Here is a 16989-nt window from a genome sequence, read left to right on the forward strand (position 1 = left end):
TTTTCCATCGTCAATTGCCCAATTTTAGCGTGCAGTTTGTCGACCTCGGCACTGTCATCTTTAGCGACCGAAGACTTCCCATCAAAAATTGAAGAGGCATTATTAAGTAACTCCTGCTTCCAGGTGGTAATTTGATTGGTGTGAAGATTAAATTGCTGTGCTAACTCAGATAAAGTTTTATCTCCCTTAGCAGCCGCTAATGCAACCTTAGCTTTAAATTCTGGTGAGTGGTTTCTACGTTTTCTAGTCATAATCTGCTCCAGCTGTGATGCTAGTTATTAAAACAGATTAATCACTTAAGATCGTGTCCGATTTTTGGGGACCATTTCTAGGTCAACGACATTTAAATTTGAGCAATTTAAGTATTTAAGATTTGTACAATTAGATACTGCTGATAGCTCTTCAATATCTGATGAACATAAACTCAAATATTCAAGTTCATTACAATTTGATAAAGCAGATATATCGGATACACCAGTGTAATCAAGTTCTAGTTTAACAATATTTAACATATATGAAATAGGCGAGATATCACTTATATCCGTATGAGAACAGTCAAGAAAAGTGATTTTCGTACAACACGAAAGTGGTGATAGATCATTAACAAAAGTAGAATAAAACTCAACTCTCTCAACATTAACAAGATTGATAAATACATCTAAATTAGTAACACTTGTAGCATTAAATTTAATCGTTTTAAGCTCGACTAAATTACATAACGGTGAAATATCTTCAATATAAGTAGAAGAAAAATCGATATGTTTTAATTTTCTCAAACCTGAAACAGCGCTTAAGTTATTTACACATGTATCGTAAATGTCAAGCGCAGTTAAATTATTTAATGTGCTGATAATATTGAGGTGTGTAGTATGCTTACCACGACAAATTATTTTTTTCAAATTCTTACAATTTGGCAAAAACTCTAAGTCATTTAAGTCATCATTATATGCCAAAACTGTCTTTACAGTATTAAAGTCGATCCCGTTTATAGGCTCTAGGCCTAAGGCGACTTGCCAATTTTCGATTGTGACTAAGTCAACATATTGAGATTTGTAATAAAGTTTTTGGCTTTGGCAAATAAATGCTAACACCTCCAATATTTCTTTAGGGTAGCTGTCGACCCCTTCTGAAATAAGTAAATGTTCAAGATTAATTTCCAACGCTAATTCTGGAGCTAATTTCTTCAAACTGTTTGCTAATTTTTCTACATAACTACTACGATTATCTTTCAAATAATCTAAGAGTAATAGGTACGATTCAGAAGTTTCTATTTTAATTAATGCTTGCGCACAATATAGATCATGTTTAACAACTCGTGCTTTCTTAGGTCTTTTTAAGTAAGGTAATGCTAAATTACCAGAATCCCCGATTGCATCTTTAACTTTAGCATTTGGAGGTGGAATAACTTTAGGGATTATTTTCTCTAACCGCATAGAAAATGCTGGAGTTATTTCTCTCATACTTTCTTTACAACGTAATACTATTAGGTACAACGGTATTGCTTCAACATTTTTTTTATCACTCTCAAATTTGTTTGCAAGCTCTAAAATTGAAGTTAAAAAATTCTCATTATCATCTTTTGATTTTGATAAACCAACGGCTAATTGTATTGTTTCATGCCAGTAATCATTCGTTGCATTTTTCTTTAATAACTCCCAATCTTTATTCGATACTATGTATTCAGCAGTAAAGAACTCTTGAAATGACCGATGTGCAAATTGTATTTCAGCATTCCCAACTTTTTGTAATAACCCACTTCTTTCAAGGAAAAATCGTAACAAATCTTCTGCTGATAATTTCCATTTTAAATCAGGTATATCCAAAAGTTTTTGTTCTAAAATTAACCGTAGAGCGCTAGGTGATATCGACGTTTTTTCTTTTTTAGTCATATTTTGTGCAATATCACATAAAAATGTCTGTTTATAACGGTAATCCAATAGATTAAAGTTATTTTCTTCAATTATCTTTCTTTCTCGGTCTCGATTATCAAGAAACATTCTAGAAGTTGATTCATAAAGGTCAGAGCGATCTCTTGGTAAATAACCGCTTCTGTCATGATGTAACATACAAATTACACCACATAATAATGGTGTTTGTGCCAGGTGACGTAATGAGTTCTGTAAAGATAGTTTTTGCTTTAACTCATCTGATTCAACTAATAATGCGTCCGGCTTAGTCTGATCATATTCTAACGCTATTGCATTATGCCAATGTGCAACAAAATCATTTTGTGCCTTCCTATCCATTGGTTGAAGCTCAATAACTTGAAATTTTGATTTATCAAGTGTTGTATCCTCATATGCAGATGGCCGTGATGTCAGCACAAAACGATTACCTTTATATCTTTCACAAAGACTTTCAATCCACAAAACAACTTCCGATCGTCTTGTTTTAGGTACCTCATCAAATCCATCAATCATGAAAATAGCTCGCTTCTCTTCTATTACTTGAGAGGCCCATTCTTGATGCGATAATTCTGATTCAACATTTTCTACCATTAAGTCATAAAAATCAGGTTGTTCAGGTAATTCAGCATCATTCAACACTTTTCTTAGCTGAATTAATACAGGCACTTTCTTGTTCCATTCTTCATCCTGAAATGCTTTCCTTCCACACTGAACTGTCAACCATTGCAATAATGTCGTTTTTCCTTGGCCTGCTTCACCTAAAATAACCAAATGTTCGAAATTAGTTAACGCATCTTCAGTTGACATAATGCAAGTGTCATCAAACTCGTTAAATTCTGTTTCTGTTGTCAAAGAAATATAGGCAACAGTAAGCTGATATTTACGGGCGCGTTTACCAAAATTGACACCAAAAATTCGCAATTCATCAAAACGCCTTACTATGGCACGCCTATATTCACTTTCAATTAATGAACTTTCGTCTTTTTCTTGTTCTTTTGTTTGCTTCCAACTAGCTAGCTCTTCACGTAACTTTTTAAACAGTTCGGAATCATCTTCTAACTGTGTGATTAAATTTGATTCATTCCATGTAGGTAGTGCATTACTGCAATCTATAATAACTTCACATAACTCTTTTAATATCTGATCGAAACTTGGGGATGATACTTCCAGATATTGTACTTTTAACGAGCCATAAAGAGCATGAGGTTCAAAGTTAATTTTATCTAATTGGTTATGATAAATTGGATTATTTTGTAGTATTGTAGCTAATTCATTAATCAGATGAATTTTTGTAGAGTGCTCTGCTTTTATTCCTAATAATCCCAAAGCCAATTCTACAACGTCATCAAGCAAACGTTCAAAAGCATTGCGCCCTTTTATTTTCCCTCTAGTACCTACAATTCTCTGTAATTCCTCCGTATAAGATAAACCAACATCTGAACACAACCATATGTTCGCAATCGCTTTGACAATTTGTGGTGCTAAAGATTCATAAAGTAAATCTTCAATTTCTTGGTTTTCTCTTTCTAGCCTTTCAACTTCGCTTACAGTACTAATCTTTTCATCATTTATAACACGTTCTTCTAATAGCTCTTTTTCCGAACGAGTTATCTCATTCACTAAAGAACTAATTAAATCGGGCAATTCATTAAAGTCTTTATACAACAATGGATTGACTTGTGCTTTTTTATATAACTCTTTAAGGTCGGCAGGTAAATCTCGCCAATCTTGTTCTCGCATTACTGTAATTGAATACTGAAGCTTATTGAGTTTATTTTGTGATTCACATAATTTGTACCACTCAATAACACGAGGATCTAACATTGAACACCCAAAATACACTATTGAACGAGACAATAAATCATTATGGAGTTTTCCAATTAAAAATGGATATTGATCTGAAAATTTTAGGTAACTATCTTCGTCAAATATCCAATTAGAAATATTATGATAACCACCATGTATTTTATATAGAGACAATAAGTTTGATTGCTCTAGTCCAATGTTTTGCTCTAAGGTTACTAGATTGTATCTACAGTTATTTTTGTCTAATGCATTCTCGAGCAATTGATCATAATTTGTTGTATAAATTTTATTCCAAGGTAAGTTAACCAAATCCACATGCATGCTACTAGCATCTTTTGGTAAATTAGTAAAAATACTAGCCAGTGTGGCATTTAGTCGACCGTAGCCATTTTTAAAAGCAAACTCTTGCACCCAATGTGTAAAAGAAAACTTCGGGGAGTTAGTGGCAAGTGTTGAATCCCATGGGGTAAAATCAGGTAAATCCAACAAACTTTTTTCTCTAATTAGCTTTATAAGATCAAGCGTAGTTGGGTAGCCAGATGAAACCGACAATCCTGCACCAGCCCATAGTATGGGACTAAATGACTCTTCCTTTTTGCCTATACGAAATATACTTATTAATGCTTTCCAGGTATCTGACTCTTTAAAACTGTGGCTCATGCACAAATTCCTATTTTTTTTAATGAATTTTATAGATCCAATAAAACTCATGACTCAAGTATTAAATTTTGTTGATTTTTTAACGGCTCTAATTTAATTGAAGTTAGCTCCTGCTTTTACCAACAGGAAAACCAACTCCGCCCAATTTAACTTCAATTCTTAAACGTAATTTCCCGATGATAAGCGAGGTAATCCTGGTGCTCTTTTTTTAAGATAATTCCCATATTTTCACTGAGACCGAGTGCTTTGTAGTCGTCTAAACACTCTGATATGCGAATCTTGCCTTTGTCAGTAAAGGTGATGTAACCGCGGTCAAAGGCTTTATCAATATTTGCCAGCAGCAGGAAACCATTATTAGGATCTAACCTTTCAATATCATTTGATTTTGACCAGGGTTTAATATGTGATGCAATTAAAAAATCTGTGTTGCTGTAACCCGTTAATGCGCATCCCTGCCAGTGATCAATAAGATCTGTTCTAAATTTTCCCTGACCTAGCCGCGTGTTAACTAAAACTGCTTTGTATGTTGCTGTTGTATCACCATCTTTTAGAATTTCTTCTATATCGTTATTGAGACTTGCCTGAGTAAGATCATCTAAAAAGACTTGATAGGATTTAAGGGCGGCACTGTACATGCCCTTGCCTTTTGCATTTTTTACTTTAAATTCTTCTACCAGCATAACTTTTGCGGCGACCATGCTGTACACAGAGTGCGAGCTTATGGTCATTAAGTTTGCTGTCGGAATACCGGCATCTTCAAGCCAGTTAGGAATTGAGCCTTTTAATGCGCCGATATAATTTTTAACGGTTTTATCCGACTTGCCTATGGATAATGCCCAGCGTCTATATTGAATTTCTAGATCACCCAAATTATGCGTTAATGCCTCTTTTAACGACGATCGTGTTATCGGGCTTTTCAGGTAAGTGAATAGTTCATCATCAAGATATGCAAAATTCACACAACGCTGAATAAAGGCACTACTGGCAGATTTTGATTGTTCGAACTCTTTTTGGTGATCGGGTTTGATATCGAGATGCCAGAATTGACTGCTTTGTAAATGGTAAAAAGGTAAGTGCGGCGTGTCTTGATCATTACCCTGTTTCAGCTGTTCAAAATAGGAGGTAAAAGCGGCTTTAAGCTGTTCATTGAATTGAATTCGGTTTTGAGTAATCCCCCCCTGCTCAATCAGATCAATAACAGCAAACATTAAACAGACTTTATGCGGTTTAGCATGGCCGTTAGAGCGGTCTGTACGTAAAGATTGAAACTTATCAAGGTAAAACTGTACTGTCATTAGTCACTTTCCTTGGTAAACACCACCGTCTGCCAGTAAATCGCTTCACGGCCCATGACATCGCTATTTTTTTCAGTCACTAACACAGGTGATAAACCCACAGACCTTCCAAGCAGTACAAGCTGATCGGCGAACACTTCAAACACCTTGCGTTCATCACCGCATGGACCGTGACGTAATGAGATAACCAGTTTGCCGCCCGGTTTCAACAAATCAGAAAGTTTATGAATGGAGGGCTCGCGCTCAGAGTCGGGAATATGCATCCACACTGCACTGAGAAGGATCAAGTCGAAACCGCTCTGCTGCTTTGTTATTATATTTAAGTCCGGCAGCGCATCCTGCAGCCAGTGTACGTTTAATCCCTGAGTGTGTTTTTTACCCAGCTCAGCAAGCATTTGTGCAGGTTCAACAGCAGTGATACAGACGTTATTAAGCGCGCCCTGCTCTGCCATATACTGGCTGTCACGCCCGGCACCGGCCCCAATATCAAGAATGCGCGCATTAGTTTTCTCTAAAATCGGCGCTAACAGATCCAGCCATGGCTCATGTACCTGTTCAAATGATTTTGAAAGATATAAATCAGCAAGGCTAGACGCATTTTTATTGTAAAAATTTTCTGACATTAAAACCTTCCCCCATGCAGGACATTATCTTGACATTAAACTTAAGAGGTTGAAAAACAAACAGGTTCAGTTGATGAAATCAAAATGCATATTACCTCACTCAATCATCAACTTTGTGTTTGAGATCAACATTGTGAAATAAAATATAAACGAGCTAGTCATTTCTGGTTAGAACTTGTGTTTAGTCTGGGAATTCAAACAGGTAACGGTGGTATTAAGCGTCGAGCTAAGTATTACCAGGTGGAGTATGGGCATGAGGTGCGGTGGTATTAATCGCAGAGCTATGCATTCCCACGCGGAGCATGGGAACGAGATGTGCTGCGCATGGGAGCGAGGAGTGCTGCGCATGGGAGCGAGGAGTGCTTCGCATGGGGGTAGTGCAGGAACGAGGTAAGCGAGTGTCATATCCTTAAGCGCTGATATAACAAATGGTCATTTCTCAAATACCAAATTGTCATTAGATTGATATCACCGAAGAGTTAAAATTACACCATAGAAATTCACAGTGTGAATAATTTTAAACACCAGACTAAGCAGATAGGCTTAGTTCAACGAACAATATTCACATAATTCAACAAACTAACTTAAAGGAAACATTACGATGAAAGCCGTCAAACCAGTACTAGCACTAATCTTTATGTTCCTGGTCATGTCTGTATTCGCTACAGCTTAAACCGTGGTAAACAAAGCCAGATGCAGCGGCCGGGTAAAACCGGCGGCTGCACTAGCGGCCTGAAACTAATCAGTCAGCAGAGTTGTAACTTTTGAAAAATAGCGTGCTTATTCCGCCCAGTAAAACTCTAAATATGGAAAAGGCAGGTTGATTGCCTGAATATGATAAAAGGCATTCTTTTTTTGTTTACTGTAATGGTATTCACGCAGCGTTTTTGTGGTGAAATAAAGATTATTACGCACATCAGGCAGAAATAGCGCCTGATGCTGCAAAAAGAAAGGTCTTAAATCAAATAGATACCAGCCGTCTTTATTTTCAGACAACAGCTCAAAACTATTTTTATATAAACTGTAGTCAACTATATGCTCCTGCTTTTCACGTCCTTCATCACCGTAAGTCACCATGGTATTTCTTAACAACATCAAATGAATGCAGTTATTGACCGGATCTTTACTGTGCAGACCAAAGATATCCTCTCTTACTTTGAGGATCACTGAGGCCTGTTTATTTAATAAAGCCAGGTCATTACTGTTATGAAGAACCGGGCTGGTTAACGCGTAGTCAACCCCGTCAACCTGCAGCGAAAAAAGTGTGTCACTATAGATAGTCTGCAGCACCTCATCAGCGGCTATTAAGCTGGTTAATGCATTGCTGTCTTCATATAATTCCGGCGTAATATAACGCGGTTTAACGGTTTCTATCTGATTCTCCTTAAAGCTTTGAATACTGTTTTTGTATTTATAATTCGCGGCATACTGCTTTATGTAGCTCTCTTCATAAGGCGGATAGCGCTCCAGGTTGTCTTTATATAAAGCTTTCTGCAGTAAACAGGTATAGCTCTTAGTCAGCCCGGTCTGCTGACGTACAAATACACAGCCCTGATTACAATAAGGTAAATAGCTGCAGCTGAAACACTCCTGATCAGCCTGCAGGCGGTTTTCAATCGATTCAATAACCTGCCAGCCGTTTGCAATAATGTCCGTAATCGGCTGCTTATATAAATTACCGTAAAAGAACTGCCGTGAAGACTGCCCTCTCGGACATGAATACACATCCCCGTTACTCTGCAGCAGAAAAAATTTATCGCCGCAGTTCACCGCACTGCAGCAGAACTCCGGGGTAAACTCTTTAAACCAGTGCTCTTTTAGACCTTGCTCCAGCTCACTGCCGCTAAACTCAGAGGATAAGCGCTGATAAAAATACAGCTGCTGCTCTTGAGTCAGCATGCAGGCAGGATCATTTTCCTGAGCAAACTTTTCACTGTTTTTATCGCTGTCAAAGGAGAACATAATATTAAACTTACTCATATCCAGACCTATGTCGTAATGAATATGTTTGATATCAGCAATAAATTCATCTAGATGGTCAAGATGTTCCCGGGTAACAACACAGGATATTTTTTTATGGTGCGGGTAATTTGCGAGTAATTTTAAGTTTTTGCGGATCTGCGCCAGTGTTGAGCGCCCTCTTTTATCTGTGCGGTATTTTTCATGCAGAAATAACGGCAAATCAACACTGCCGCTGATTGAAACCTGATAATTCTCACACAGAGAGTAAATGCGGTCAAAATTAAACAAATTGGTTTTAATATGAATAGGGTTTAACGGATAACCCGCTTCTTTTATCTGAGCGCCGAACTTTGCATAATAGTTTTTAGAAAATTCGAACAGTTCAGCCAGCTGCTGCGGTGGAATAGAAGTCGGCTCGCCGCCGTGAAAAGACAGATTAAAGGGAATAACATCCTCATTTAAAAACTGCTGTACGGCATGCTCCAGTGTGCTGACTGTCTGCGAGGCTTTGTTTTTCTGCTCTGTACCTGTGCCTAAGTAACAGTATTTACAGCCCATATTGCAGAAGTTGGTCGGCGCATATAAGAGGTGAATAAATTTTGGGGATGACATAATCAACTTGCCTGCTTAAAAGGATCACTGCTTAAGCGGTGTTTCAAATACAGTGTAAAACCCGCCATTACAACGGCCGATATTATCTGCATCACCAGGTTCGGCAGAACAGGCAGCACAGCGGCGGCGACTGCCGACATAATAATTAACCAGATAAATAATAAAATAGTATCCCGGCGTTTTTTAACCAGCGTTTCCAGCAGTAAGGAGCTGTCGCCATAAAAGACCATAAACCCGCTTTTATCTTTTTTGTTAGCCGTCAGGGTCACACAGTTTTTATTGACGCTGTTCACGGTTCCCCAGACATTAATCCGGGTTGTTTTATCCGCCCATTTTTCTTCTATGGAATAGTGCTGATATTTCGGTTTAGCTAAGGCCTTAACGGCATCACAAGGAGGCTCATTGCTGATAATGGTTGTGCTGTTTAAATTGACAAAGGCTTCAATATTATTGGCAAAACCTAACTGTACCACCTGTTTGCCGTCGCTGATTAACAGCGGCAGATGATCATTACTGTCTTTAAAAATAACCGGAGAATGGGTCTGCATTCCTTTGCCTGGTTTTTTCATTTTAGTGGTAAATACGGCACGGACAACAGCGCCCCAGTAAACACAATTTACCTTATTAAAAGGCGTTTGTGTTTCCGGCAGACTGAACGAACCTTGAAAGCGAATATAATCACCGACTTTTACCTGGTCGTTTAAATATACCGCCCTGTGCATCTTATTTGAGCGTTTCATACCGCGACGGTAAATACCTATAGTTTTATAAAGGTGATAGACAATAAACAAAGCGATAACCAGATATAACATAATTGAATTCCATTTCTTAACGCAATAACTTAGCCGTTATTGTTACCGTTATTATTATTGTTATTATTGTTGTTATTATTATTCGCCGAGTGCATATCCTGAGCAGCGGCAGAACCGACAAACGCACTGCCGATAAAGTACTGCGGGGCAATTCTTGAGACTTTCAGACCGTCAAATGTATATATGCTGTTATCTGCATCACCGCCGCAGGCAATGCTGTTGACGATCTGGTCATGTTCATAAAAATAGATAATAGAACGTTTTACAATGATATGTTTATGGCCAATATCAGTGCTGAAAAAGGTGTCAATAACAGGTTTTAACTGCTCTGACTTATCCGCTAATGATGCCCTGTCTAAAAACAGCTGAGTTTGTTGGGAAGTATTCTGCATAACTTTATTTCTCAATTTTCATATAACCGAACCACCTGCAGGCCGAGTACTCAAACCTGATACTACTCTACAATATTAGCCCAAAGAAAACATCACTCACAACTTAACTAAAAACAAATGTCTGCCGGCACAAAAGGCGCATACAGCCGTAAGTATGCATTCAGACCAGACGCTCCCGACATTAACCACCAGCCTATGCGTTACCACGCAGAGCGTGGGAACGAGGTGTAAACATTGCCCGGCACATAAGACGCCGTATCAATCATGGATCTATGCATTCCCACGCGGAGCATGGGAATTCAGACTCTCGGCAGTAGAATTAACCATCAATCTTTGCGCTGTCTGGCGGCAAGGGACAAGAAATATCACTGCCAATACGATATAGTGACGTGATAACAAATACTTATATTAATACCCTAGAGGGCAGATTATGTTTACCGGAATAGTGCAGAGAAAAGCTGAAATAGTGAGTATCGAAAAAAAAGATCAACTGCATAGATTAGAAGTTGCTTTAGCTAAGGAAGATCAGGACGGTTTAATAACCGGGGCCAGCATTGCTAATAACGGCACCTGTTTAACGGTCGTAAAAATGACCGACACTGCGGTATTTTTTGATGTGATTGAGGAAACACTAAAGGTAACTAACCTGGCAGATCTGCAGGTCGGCAGTGAGGTTAATATTGAACGGGCCGCCCGATTCGGTGATGAAATCGGCGGGCACCTGCTTTCCGGCCATGTGCATACGCAGGCAGAAATTGTCACCATTAAGCGTACCGACACTAACTGCGATATCTGCTTCAAAATTGAAACGCAGTGGCAGAAATATATTCTGCCTAAAGGTTTTATTGCCATTGACGGCATCAGCCTGACCTTAGGTGATGTTGATAACGGTTTATTCTGGGTACACCTGATACCGGAAACATTAGCGGTGACAAACTTAGGCGGCCGCAGGATGGGTGAGCACGTTAATATTGAAATAGACAGCCAGACACAGGCGATTGTTGATACCGTAGAGCGGGTGATACAGGGGAAATCCTAGCTTTATAGGGCTTCGTTAATTAATACCAGTAGTTCCCATGCTCTGTGTGGGAACTCAGACTCGCTGTTTGTGCATAGCGCATCAATCTATGCATTACCACGCGGAGCGTGGGAACGAGGTGTCCTACTCTACACGGGAACGAACAGCCTCACTCTCCCACTAGTTCCCATGCTTTGTGTGGGAACTCAGACTCGCTGTTTGTGCATAGCGCATCAATCTATGCATTACCACGCGGTGGCGTAAGAGCGAGGTGATGCTAAAACCAGCATTGCTTACTAATTTAAAAATACCCCCTGAGTTCGCCCGTTCTCTGTTATCCGATCATACTGTTCACTGAGTTCCTTATAAGTATTCAGCACCATATAAGCTTGCGCATTCAAATCATTTGTAAACAGTTTACAGTTTCCTTCATACGTCATCGCATACAGTGAACTTTCGATTGATTTCGCAGCATTCACTGCATAATCAGCATGGCCTTTTTCATGACGAAACAACGCATCATAATATGACAAATAACTCAGCCAAAGCGTTTCATTCACTGGAAGCGTCAGCGCTTTAGGCATTGTATAGGTCAGATCAACATGGCTCGTTACTTTAGTAACCCAGCACACTCCCCCCTCTTTCTTCCAACGAAAATTCCACTTTACAAACCACTTCGTATGTCCATGAACTTTTTTCCCGTCTTTCGATACTGGCGATGCTTTAGAAAGAATTTTACTCATTTCTCCAGCCGATTCAGCTTGTTTTATATCGACACTGTAATAAGTAAAATTAGTGTTCACTATTGGTTCAGCAGCGGTATTTAGCGCAGCCGAACAGAGCAATAAAAAAAACAATCTGGATAACATAACTTTCCCTGTATAAAAAACATAAACCGCTGAACATTTTAACTGTATATTTCCCCCTAGCCTGAAGCCGGGAATCAATTGGATTCTATGCATTCCCACGCAGAGCATGGGAACGAGGTATGTATTACCACGCGAAGTACGGCTGCAAGGTGTTGTGCGCTATGAATTATTATTTAACATGCCGGACTCGCTCTTTAGCTCTGCTGTGTCCCTGCTCTGCCGCTTTGCGGAACCATTTCTGTGATTCTTCGTCATTTATTGAAACAATTCGACCGTAAGCGTACATAATTCCAAGCTGGAATTGTGCCTGCACGCTGCCTTTTTCAGCACTCTGGTGAAGCCAGATTAATGCATCACGGTTTCTCTGCATAGCGGCTTGTTTATACCAGAAAAATGCACCTTGACTGTTCCTGGTTATCCCCGTTCCACGGTCATACATCCAGCCAATAGCTGTCTGCGCCGAAGCGGCTCCCTGTTCTGCAGCTTTGTAAAACCACTTAAAGGCTTGTTTCTCGCTTTTAGCAACGCCCTTACCATTAAAGTACATGCCGGCAATCCGATGCTGGGCTTCAATACTGCCTTTTTCTGCTGCTTTAAGGATCCATTCTGCAGCTGCTTTATCACTTTTAGGAACGCCTTGTCCATTTCCGTGCATAGCCCCAATAATGTACATTGCTCTAGCGTTTCCATGCTCAGCAGCTTTATCCAGCCAATATAAAGCCTTCTTATCATTTTGATCTACACCTTCACCACTAAAATGCATCTGCCCGATCTCAACATAGCTTTCTACATTTCCCTGCTTAGCGGCTTTATAAAACCACTTTTTCGCTTCGCTATTATTCTTGGTTCCAGCAAGGCCGTACTGATAAATTATACCAAGTCCGACTTGACCTTCGGCATTACCCTGTTCAGCAGCTTTAAGGAAATAACTTTTTGCCAGCCGATGGTTAGAGTCGACAGCACCACGCCCCTTGAGATAAATCCAGCCGAGCGTAACTTGAGCGTCAACACTTCCCTTATCTGCTAAATCATGCAGATTGCTTATAACAACATAATCTTGAACTGAATCCTTTACTAAAGAGGCTTTACTATACCAGTACACGGCTTCTGAATAACTCTGAGCAACGCCCTTTCCATAAACATACATATCCCCAAGTTCAACTTGACTGGAAGCGTGCTCCTGTACGGCGGCTCTGCGATACCACTTTGCGGCTTGTTTATAGTTTTTATCAATGGCGTAATAATGCTCTGCCACCCGGTACTGAGCATCGGCATTGCCCTGCTCAGCAGCTTTTCGATACCATTTCAGAGCATTACTTTTACTCTCAGCAACACCGTCTCCCCAGCTGTACAGTGACCCTAGTCGATATTGCGCTTCCGGCTCGCCCTGTTCAGCAGCTTTGCGGATCCATTTAAGGGCCTGCTTTTCATCATCTGCTTTACTATCCAGGCCGTAATCAGTAGGAAAACGATAGATCAGTCCAAGTTTTGTCTGCGCCTTTGCATGGTTTTGTTTCGCGGCTTTAAGCAGCAGCTCTTTTGCGGCGGCTCCGTCATATTCTAACTCTAGAATCAGTATTGCAAGCTGATACTGAGCTTCGGCATTTCCCTGTACGGCAGCTTCAGTAAATTCCTGATATGCAGCAGCATAATCCTTTGCATCTACTGCCTGCATTCCTTTTTCTACATCAGCAGCAAAACAGCTGCCGGCGAATAGAAGTAGAATTAATATGTATTTATGCATAATTAGAATGTCCCTGTTGTAATTATATTTGCTCTAATCAATAAGAAATAATAATACACAAGGGAAGCTCAAAATGATTTGATCTGACACATTACCAGTTCTATGCATTCCCACGCGGAGCATGGGAACAAGGTTTTTACTCTGCGCGGGAACAAAGACCGGCTGCCGTGCAGTTTTAATTACAGCCACAGCTGTTCAATTTCTGTTATTTCGATATCACGGTTTTCTTCACAAAGGCTGCGGATTCTATCGGTATTTGACGTTAACAGGCGCTTATCGCTGCCGACCAGGCAGACAGCTAAGACTGCCCGCTGCCATTTATCCTGAAAGGCGACCTCCGCCACGGATGCGTTGAATTTTGCGCGGATACGCTCCTTTAAACTGCGCACCACCTGGCGTTTGTCTTTAAGCGACTGCGCATGGGGAATCAGCAGTTCGATAGTAACAAGCGTAACAAAACATGACTGCCCCTGCATAAACACCTCCAGTACTAATACCAATCGCTTTAAGTATATACCACCAGCTTTCATGGTGACGCCGTTATTAAGCGTTAATCTATGTATTCCTGCGCAGAGCATGGTAACGAGGTATGCGCCTCTGTACAGCAGTGTCCAAGGGACTGCTGGTTCCCATGCTCCGCGTGGGAATCCAGACTATACTCTAGGTATTACCGGCGGCGATATTGCAGACCGTTAAGGCGGCTGTCTTTAGTATTTATTTTATAGAAAACCTTGCCATAGGAAAAAAAATGAAACCTTTCAATAGTGCTGTGAAAGTAGACTTAGTTCCATGGGATGAAGAATATAATATTGGCATAGCCTTGATAGATGAGCAGCATAAAAAACTAATGGCAGTCGTCAATGAATTAATTAATGCAGTAAATGAAGATTTAAAAAATGAAGTTATTTTAAGTTGTTTCGATAAACTTTATGACTATACAATTTACCATTTTAAATCCGAAGAACAGTATTTTTTTAGTTTGGATAAAGCTGACACTGAATTACATAAATTACAGCATAAACATTTCATAGAACAACTCGATAATGTAAAACAAAGTCTTAAAACAGATGATGTATCAAATGAACTGCTTTGGTATTTAACTGACTGGTTATTAATACATATCCAGCATGACGACAAAAAATTCCTTAATAAATACCCCAAAAACTCCGTTTAAAACAACTGCCTTACTCTTATTTTCTAGTTCCCACGCTCTGCGCGTGAGAACTCAGGCCTGCAGCTTCCGTCAGCAATAATTAGCCGTTAAAAGTTGGTGCATTAATTTTAATAACGGTATGCACTTGAGCATCACCAGCTGGGACGTTGCGCTTATGTTCTTCTACCTTTGTATAAAAATCAAAATCACGACCAACAGGGAGCATGAATGTATCACCACTGTGTAAACCTTGATTATCACCAACTGAATAAACGATTTTATTTTCAAGACCAGACAGGTTTGGACTAACACGCAAAGTCTCAATAGATAATGACTCTTGAGCGGATGCATTAGACACAACTCTTACCATTGCGGCTCTTTGGCTGTTGAAAGACTCATCACCAAAAGCAATTTCACCGCTGGCATTAGTGATTACAATTGAGCGAACAGGTTCAACAGTACGGTTGAACTCAGCATAAGCCTGATCAGAAGCAGTGGCAGAAGTACAAACAACAGATGCAAGAGCAAGAACTAAAAGTGATTTTTTCATTTTTATTACCTTAATATTATGCATAAAATTATGCGTTTTGGTCACATGACCGGTGTTTAAAACTAACCTTCAACAAAGATTTCTTTGCCGTTTGACTTACCAGCTGTAGCAGCTGCTTTTAGTAAAAGCAGCTCTGCTTCTAATTTTTGAATATGCGTATTACGTGCGCGCAGTTCCAGATCATATAAACGACTAGGATCAGGTTTTGCCTTGTCACCAAACGTAATCGGGATGACAGCCTGTATATAAATAGTGCCTTCATTTCTGTCACGGTCGTTATGTCTTAAATGATCATAATAACGATCATGAGATTTATCCTGGCCGTATGAACCGCCCATCTGCAGAGTCATATCCGGTGCGATAGTAGTATCAATCTCAATACCGCTTTCGCCGCGAACCCGCACACGATCACCCTGGGCCATTGTCGGACTAGGCATATAACCTGCAATACTTGACAGTGTTGTCAGCGCTAAAGCTGCTCCTATAATCAGTTTTTTCACTTGTCTTCACCTTGTTTGATAACTAAACCATAAATGCTGATTAACGACTCAATTTCGCTTCTAGTTGTCTGCCCTTTTCCCGGGATACTGCGGGTGCTGACAATCTTATGATTCCATGCATCTTTTTTATCGACCTTCACATTTAACTGAATCTTTTTTTCTTCATCCGGCACCAGCGTAAACTTACCTAAAACACTGCCGTCAACAATAACCTCGTAGCTTTGCGTATAGCTGTTCAGGTTAGTGACATCAATTGCTACAGTGACTCTGTCTTCTGCAGAGAAAGCACGGATTTCACGCGGACTCTGAGAGTGAGCGGCGGCAAAAAACGGCATAAGCGCTAATACTAGTAATAATTTTTTCATCGGTATTCCCAGCGTGTTAATTTCACGCATAATTTAGTGTTTATTTGACGATATCTCACCGACGTTTAGCCGGGAGAAATATCAGACAGCGTCAGAAATAACTTTCAATCCTTTTAGTAATTACATTTAACATTCAACCTTTGTGGTTAAATTTTTTAGCTTAATCTACAATCCAAAAGCCTAAGCTGCAGGCTTAAATAAACGCTCTGCTGAACAATTGATTTGACGGCAAACATAAGATGTCAAATATTAAAAGCCTCTGTTTATTCAGCCACTCTCTTTTATTAAAAGAGCGGCGTCTAAACTTGTACTCTTCTAACCCTCTCTTTCCTCATCGCGTTTTAACTGATTGGCAATGGCCAGTCTTACGTATGCCTCCAGTGCACCGCTTGCCTTTCCTGTTGTTACTAATTTATCAAAACGCTTTCTTGTATTATCGGGAAGTTTTCTAACCGACATATGAAAGTCATATTTAACAACGCCAACAGAGCAGGCAGTTTTTTTTTCTTCTTTCAGCATGTTTGCCCTTTTCGTTTAACTTGAAACCAATGATAAAAGGTTTGATATCAAACCGCAAGCGTTTTGACAGCATTTTTTGATATTTTTTCTGCCCAGCTGTTATGCCGGTGCGAAAATTCATCTCAGCATCTGTCATATTTATGCAAAATAAGTGTAATCACACTGACATCTTGCTGCTGTTTACTAGCCTCATAAAAAACAA

Annotated in this window: 16 protein-coding genes; 2 read left to right on the top strand and 14 right to left on the bottom strand. The window is 39.7% G+C overall.

Annotation, left to right across the window (positions count from 1 at the left end):
• The 7 genes from G337_RS0104295 to G337_RS0104325 all read right to left on the bottom strand — a co-directional run.
• Positions 1–251, bottom strand: a 251-nt coding sequence (locus G337_RS0104295; protein ID WP_028862781.1) for an IS3 family transposase, incomplete at its 3' end; no start/stop codon positions are given.
• Between the two features lie 45 nt (positions 252–296).
• Positions 297–4373 carry an NACHT domain-containing protein gene (locus G337_RS0104300; protein WP_028862782.1) on the bottom strand — a complete coding sequence of 1359 codons (4077 nt, stop codon included), beginning with the start codon at positions 4371–4373 and terminating at the stop codon, positions 297–299.
• A gap of 152 nt (positions 4374–4525) precedes the next feature.
• Positions 4526–5668, bottom strand: a complete 1143-nt coding sequence (locus tag G337_RS0104305) for an HNH endonuclease (RefSeq protein WP_028862783.1) — start codon at positions 5666–5668, stop codon at positions 4526–4528.
• Positions 5668–6291 carry a class I SAM-dependent methyltransferase gene (locus G337_RS0104310; RefSeq protein WP_028862784.1) on the bottom strand — a complete coding sequence of 208 codons (624 nt, stop codon included), beginning with the start codon at positions 6289–6291 and terminating at the stop codon, positions 5668–5670. Before G337_RS0104310 ends, G337_RS0104305 begins: the two co-directional genes overlap by 1 nt.
• 780 nt (positions 6292–7071) lie before the next feature.
• A complete protein-coding gene (locus tag G337_RS0104315) occupies positions 7072–8865 on the bottom strand; it encodes a radical SAM/SPASM domain-containing protein (RefSeq protein WP_051302943.1) in 1794 nt (597 codons plus the stop codon).
• A 2-nt stretch (positions 8866–8867) separates the two neighbouring features.
• On the bottom strand, positions 8868–9677 hold the full coding sequence (locus G337_RS0104320; protein WP_028862786.1) for a hypothetical protein: 810 nt from the start codon (positions 9675–9677) through the stop codon (positions 8868–8870).
• Positions 9678–9706: 29 nt separating this feature from the next.
• The gene (locus tag G337_RS0104325; protein WP_028862787.1) at positions 9707–10069 is read right to left on the bottom strand and encodes a hypothetical protein; all 363 of its coding nucleotides are present in this window, start codon (positions 10067–10069) and stop codon (positions 9707–9709) included.
• 430 nt (positions 10070–10499) lie between these two features.
• On the opposite strand from G337_RS0104325, the gene G337_RS0104330 reads away from it, so the two are divergent.
• Complete coding sequence (locus G337_RS0104330) at positions 10500–11108, top strand: riboflavin synthase (protein ID WP_028862788.1); 609 nt, start codon at positions 10500–10502, stop codon at positions 11106–11108.
• Positions 11109–11383: 275 nt separating this feature from the next.
• Here the strand turns inward: G337_RS0104330 and G337_RS0104335 are convergent, their stop codons facing one another.
• The 3 genes from G337_RS0104335 to G337_RS0104345 all read right to left on the bottom strand — a co-directional run bounded on the left by G337_RS0104335 (position 11384) and on the right by G337_RS0104345 (position 14230).
• Complete coding sequence (locus G337_RS0104335) at positions 11384–11956, bottom strand: DUF922 domain-containing Zn-dependent protease (RefSeq protein WP_028862789.1); 573 nt, start codon at positions 11954–11956, stop codon at positions 11384–11386.
• A gap of 169 nt (positions 11957–12125) precedes the next feature.
• Positions 12126–13700 carry an SEL1-like repeat protein gene (locus G337_RS25580; RefSeq protein ID WP_037027079.1) on the bottom strand — a complete coding sequence of 525 codons (1575 nt, stop codon included), beginning with the start codon at positions 13698–13700 and terminating at the stop codon, positions 12126–12128.
• A gap of 179 nt (positions 13701–13879) precedes the next feature.
• Positions 13880–14230, bottom strand: coding sequence for a DUF503 domain-containing protein (locus G337_RS0104345; protein ID WP_211235780.1), 351 nt, complete (start codon positions 14228–14230; stop codon positions 13880–13882).
• A 218-nt stretch (positions 14231–14448) separates the two neighbouring features.
• On the opposite strand from G337_RS0104345, the gene G337_RS25585 reads away from it, so the two are divergent.
• Positions 14449–14874 carry a bacteriohemerythrin gene (locus tag G337_RS25585; protein WP_051302944.1) on the top strand — a complete coding sequence of 142 codons (426 nt, stop codon included), beginning with the start codon at positions 14449–14451 and terminating at the stop codon, positions 14872–14874.
• A gap of 79 nt (positions 14875–14953) precedes the next feature.
• On the opposite strand, the gene G337_RS0104355 is transcribed toward G337_RS25585, so the two are convergent.
• The 4 genes from G337_RS0104355 to G337_RS0104370 form a co-directional block, all read right to left on the bottom strand.
• Entirely contained in the window at positions 14954–15403 is a 450-nt protein-coding gene (locus G337_RS0104355) for a hypothetical protein (RefSeq protein WP_028862791.1), read from the bottom strand.
• A gap of 62 nt (positions 15404–15465) precedes the next feature.
• Entirely contained in the window at positions 15466–15903 is a 438-nt protein-coding gene (locus G337_RS0104360) for a hypothetical protein (protein WP_028862792.1), read from the bottom strand.
• Positions 15900–16268, bottom strand: coding sequence for a hypothetical protein (locus G337_RS0104365; protein WP_028862793.1), 369 nt, complete (start codon positions 16266–16268; stop codon positions 15900–15902). The genes G337_RS0104360 and G337_RS0104365 overlap by 4 nt, the downstream gene beginning before the upstream one ends.
• Before the next feature lie 315 nt (positions 16269–16583).
• Positions 16584–16787, bottom strand: coding sequence for a hypothetical protein (locus G337_RS0104370; protein WP_028862794.1), 204 nt, complete (start codon positions 16785–16787; stop codon positions 16584–16586).
• Positions 16788–16989: the final 202 nt, after the last annotated feature.

This window comes from Psychromonas aquimarina ATCC BAA-1526, assembly GCF_000428725.1.
Classification (GTDB): domain Bacteria; phylum Pseudomonadota; class Gammaproteobacteria; order Enterobacterales; family Psychromonadaceae; genus Psychromonas; species Psychromonas aquimarina.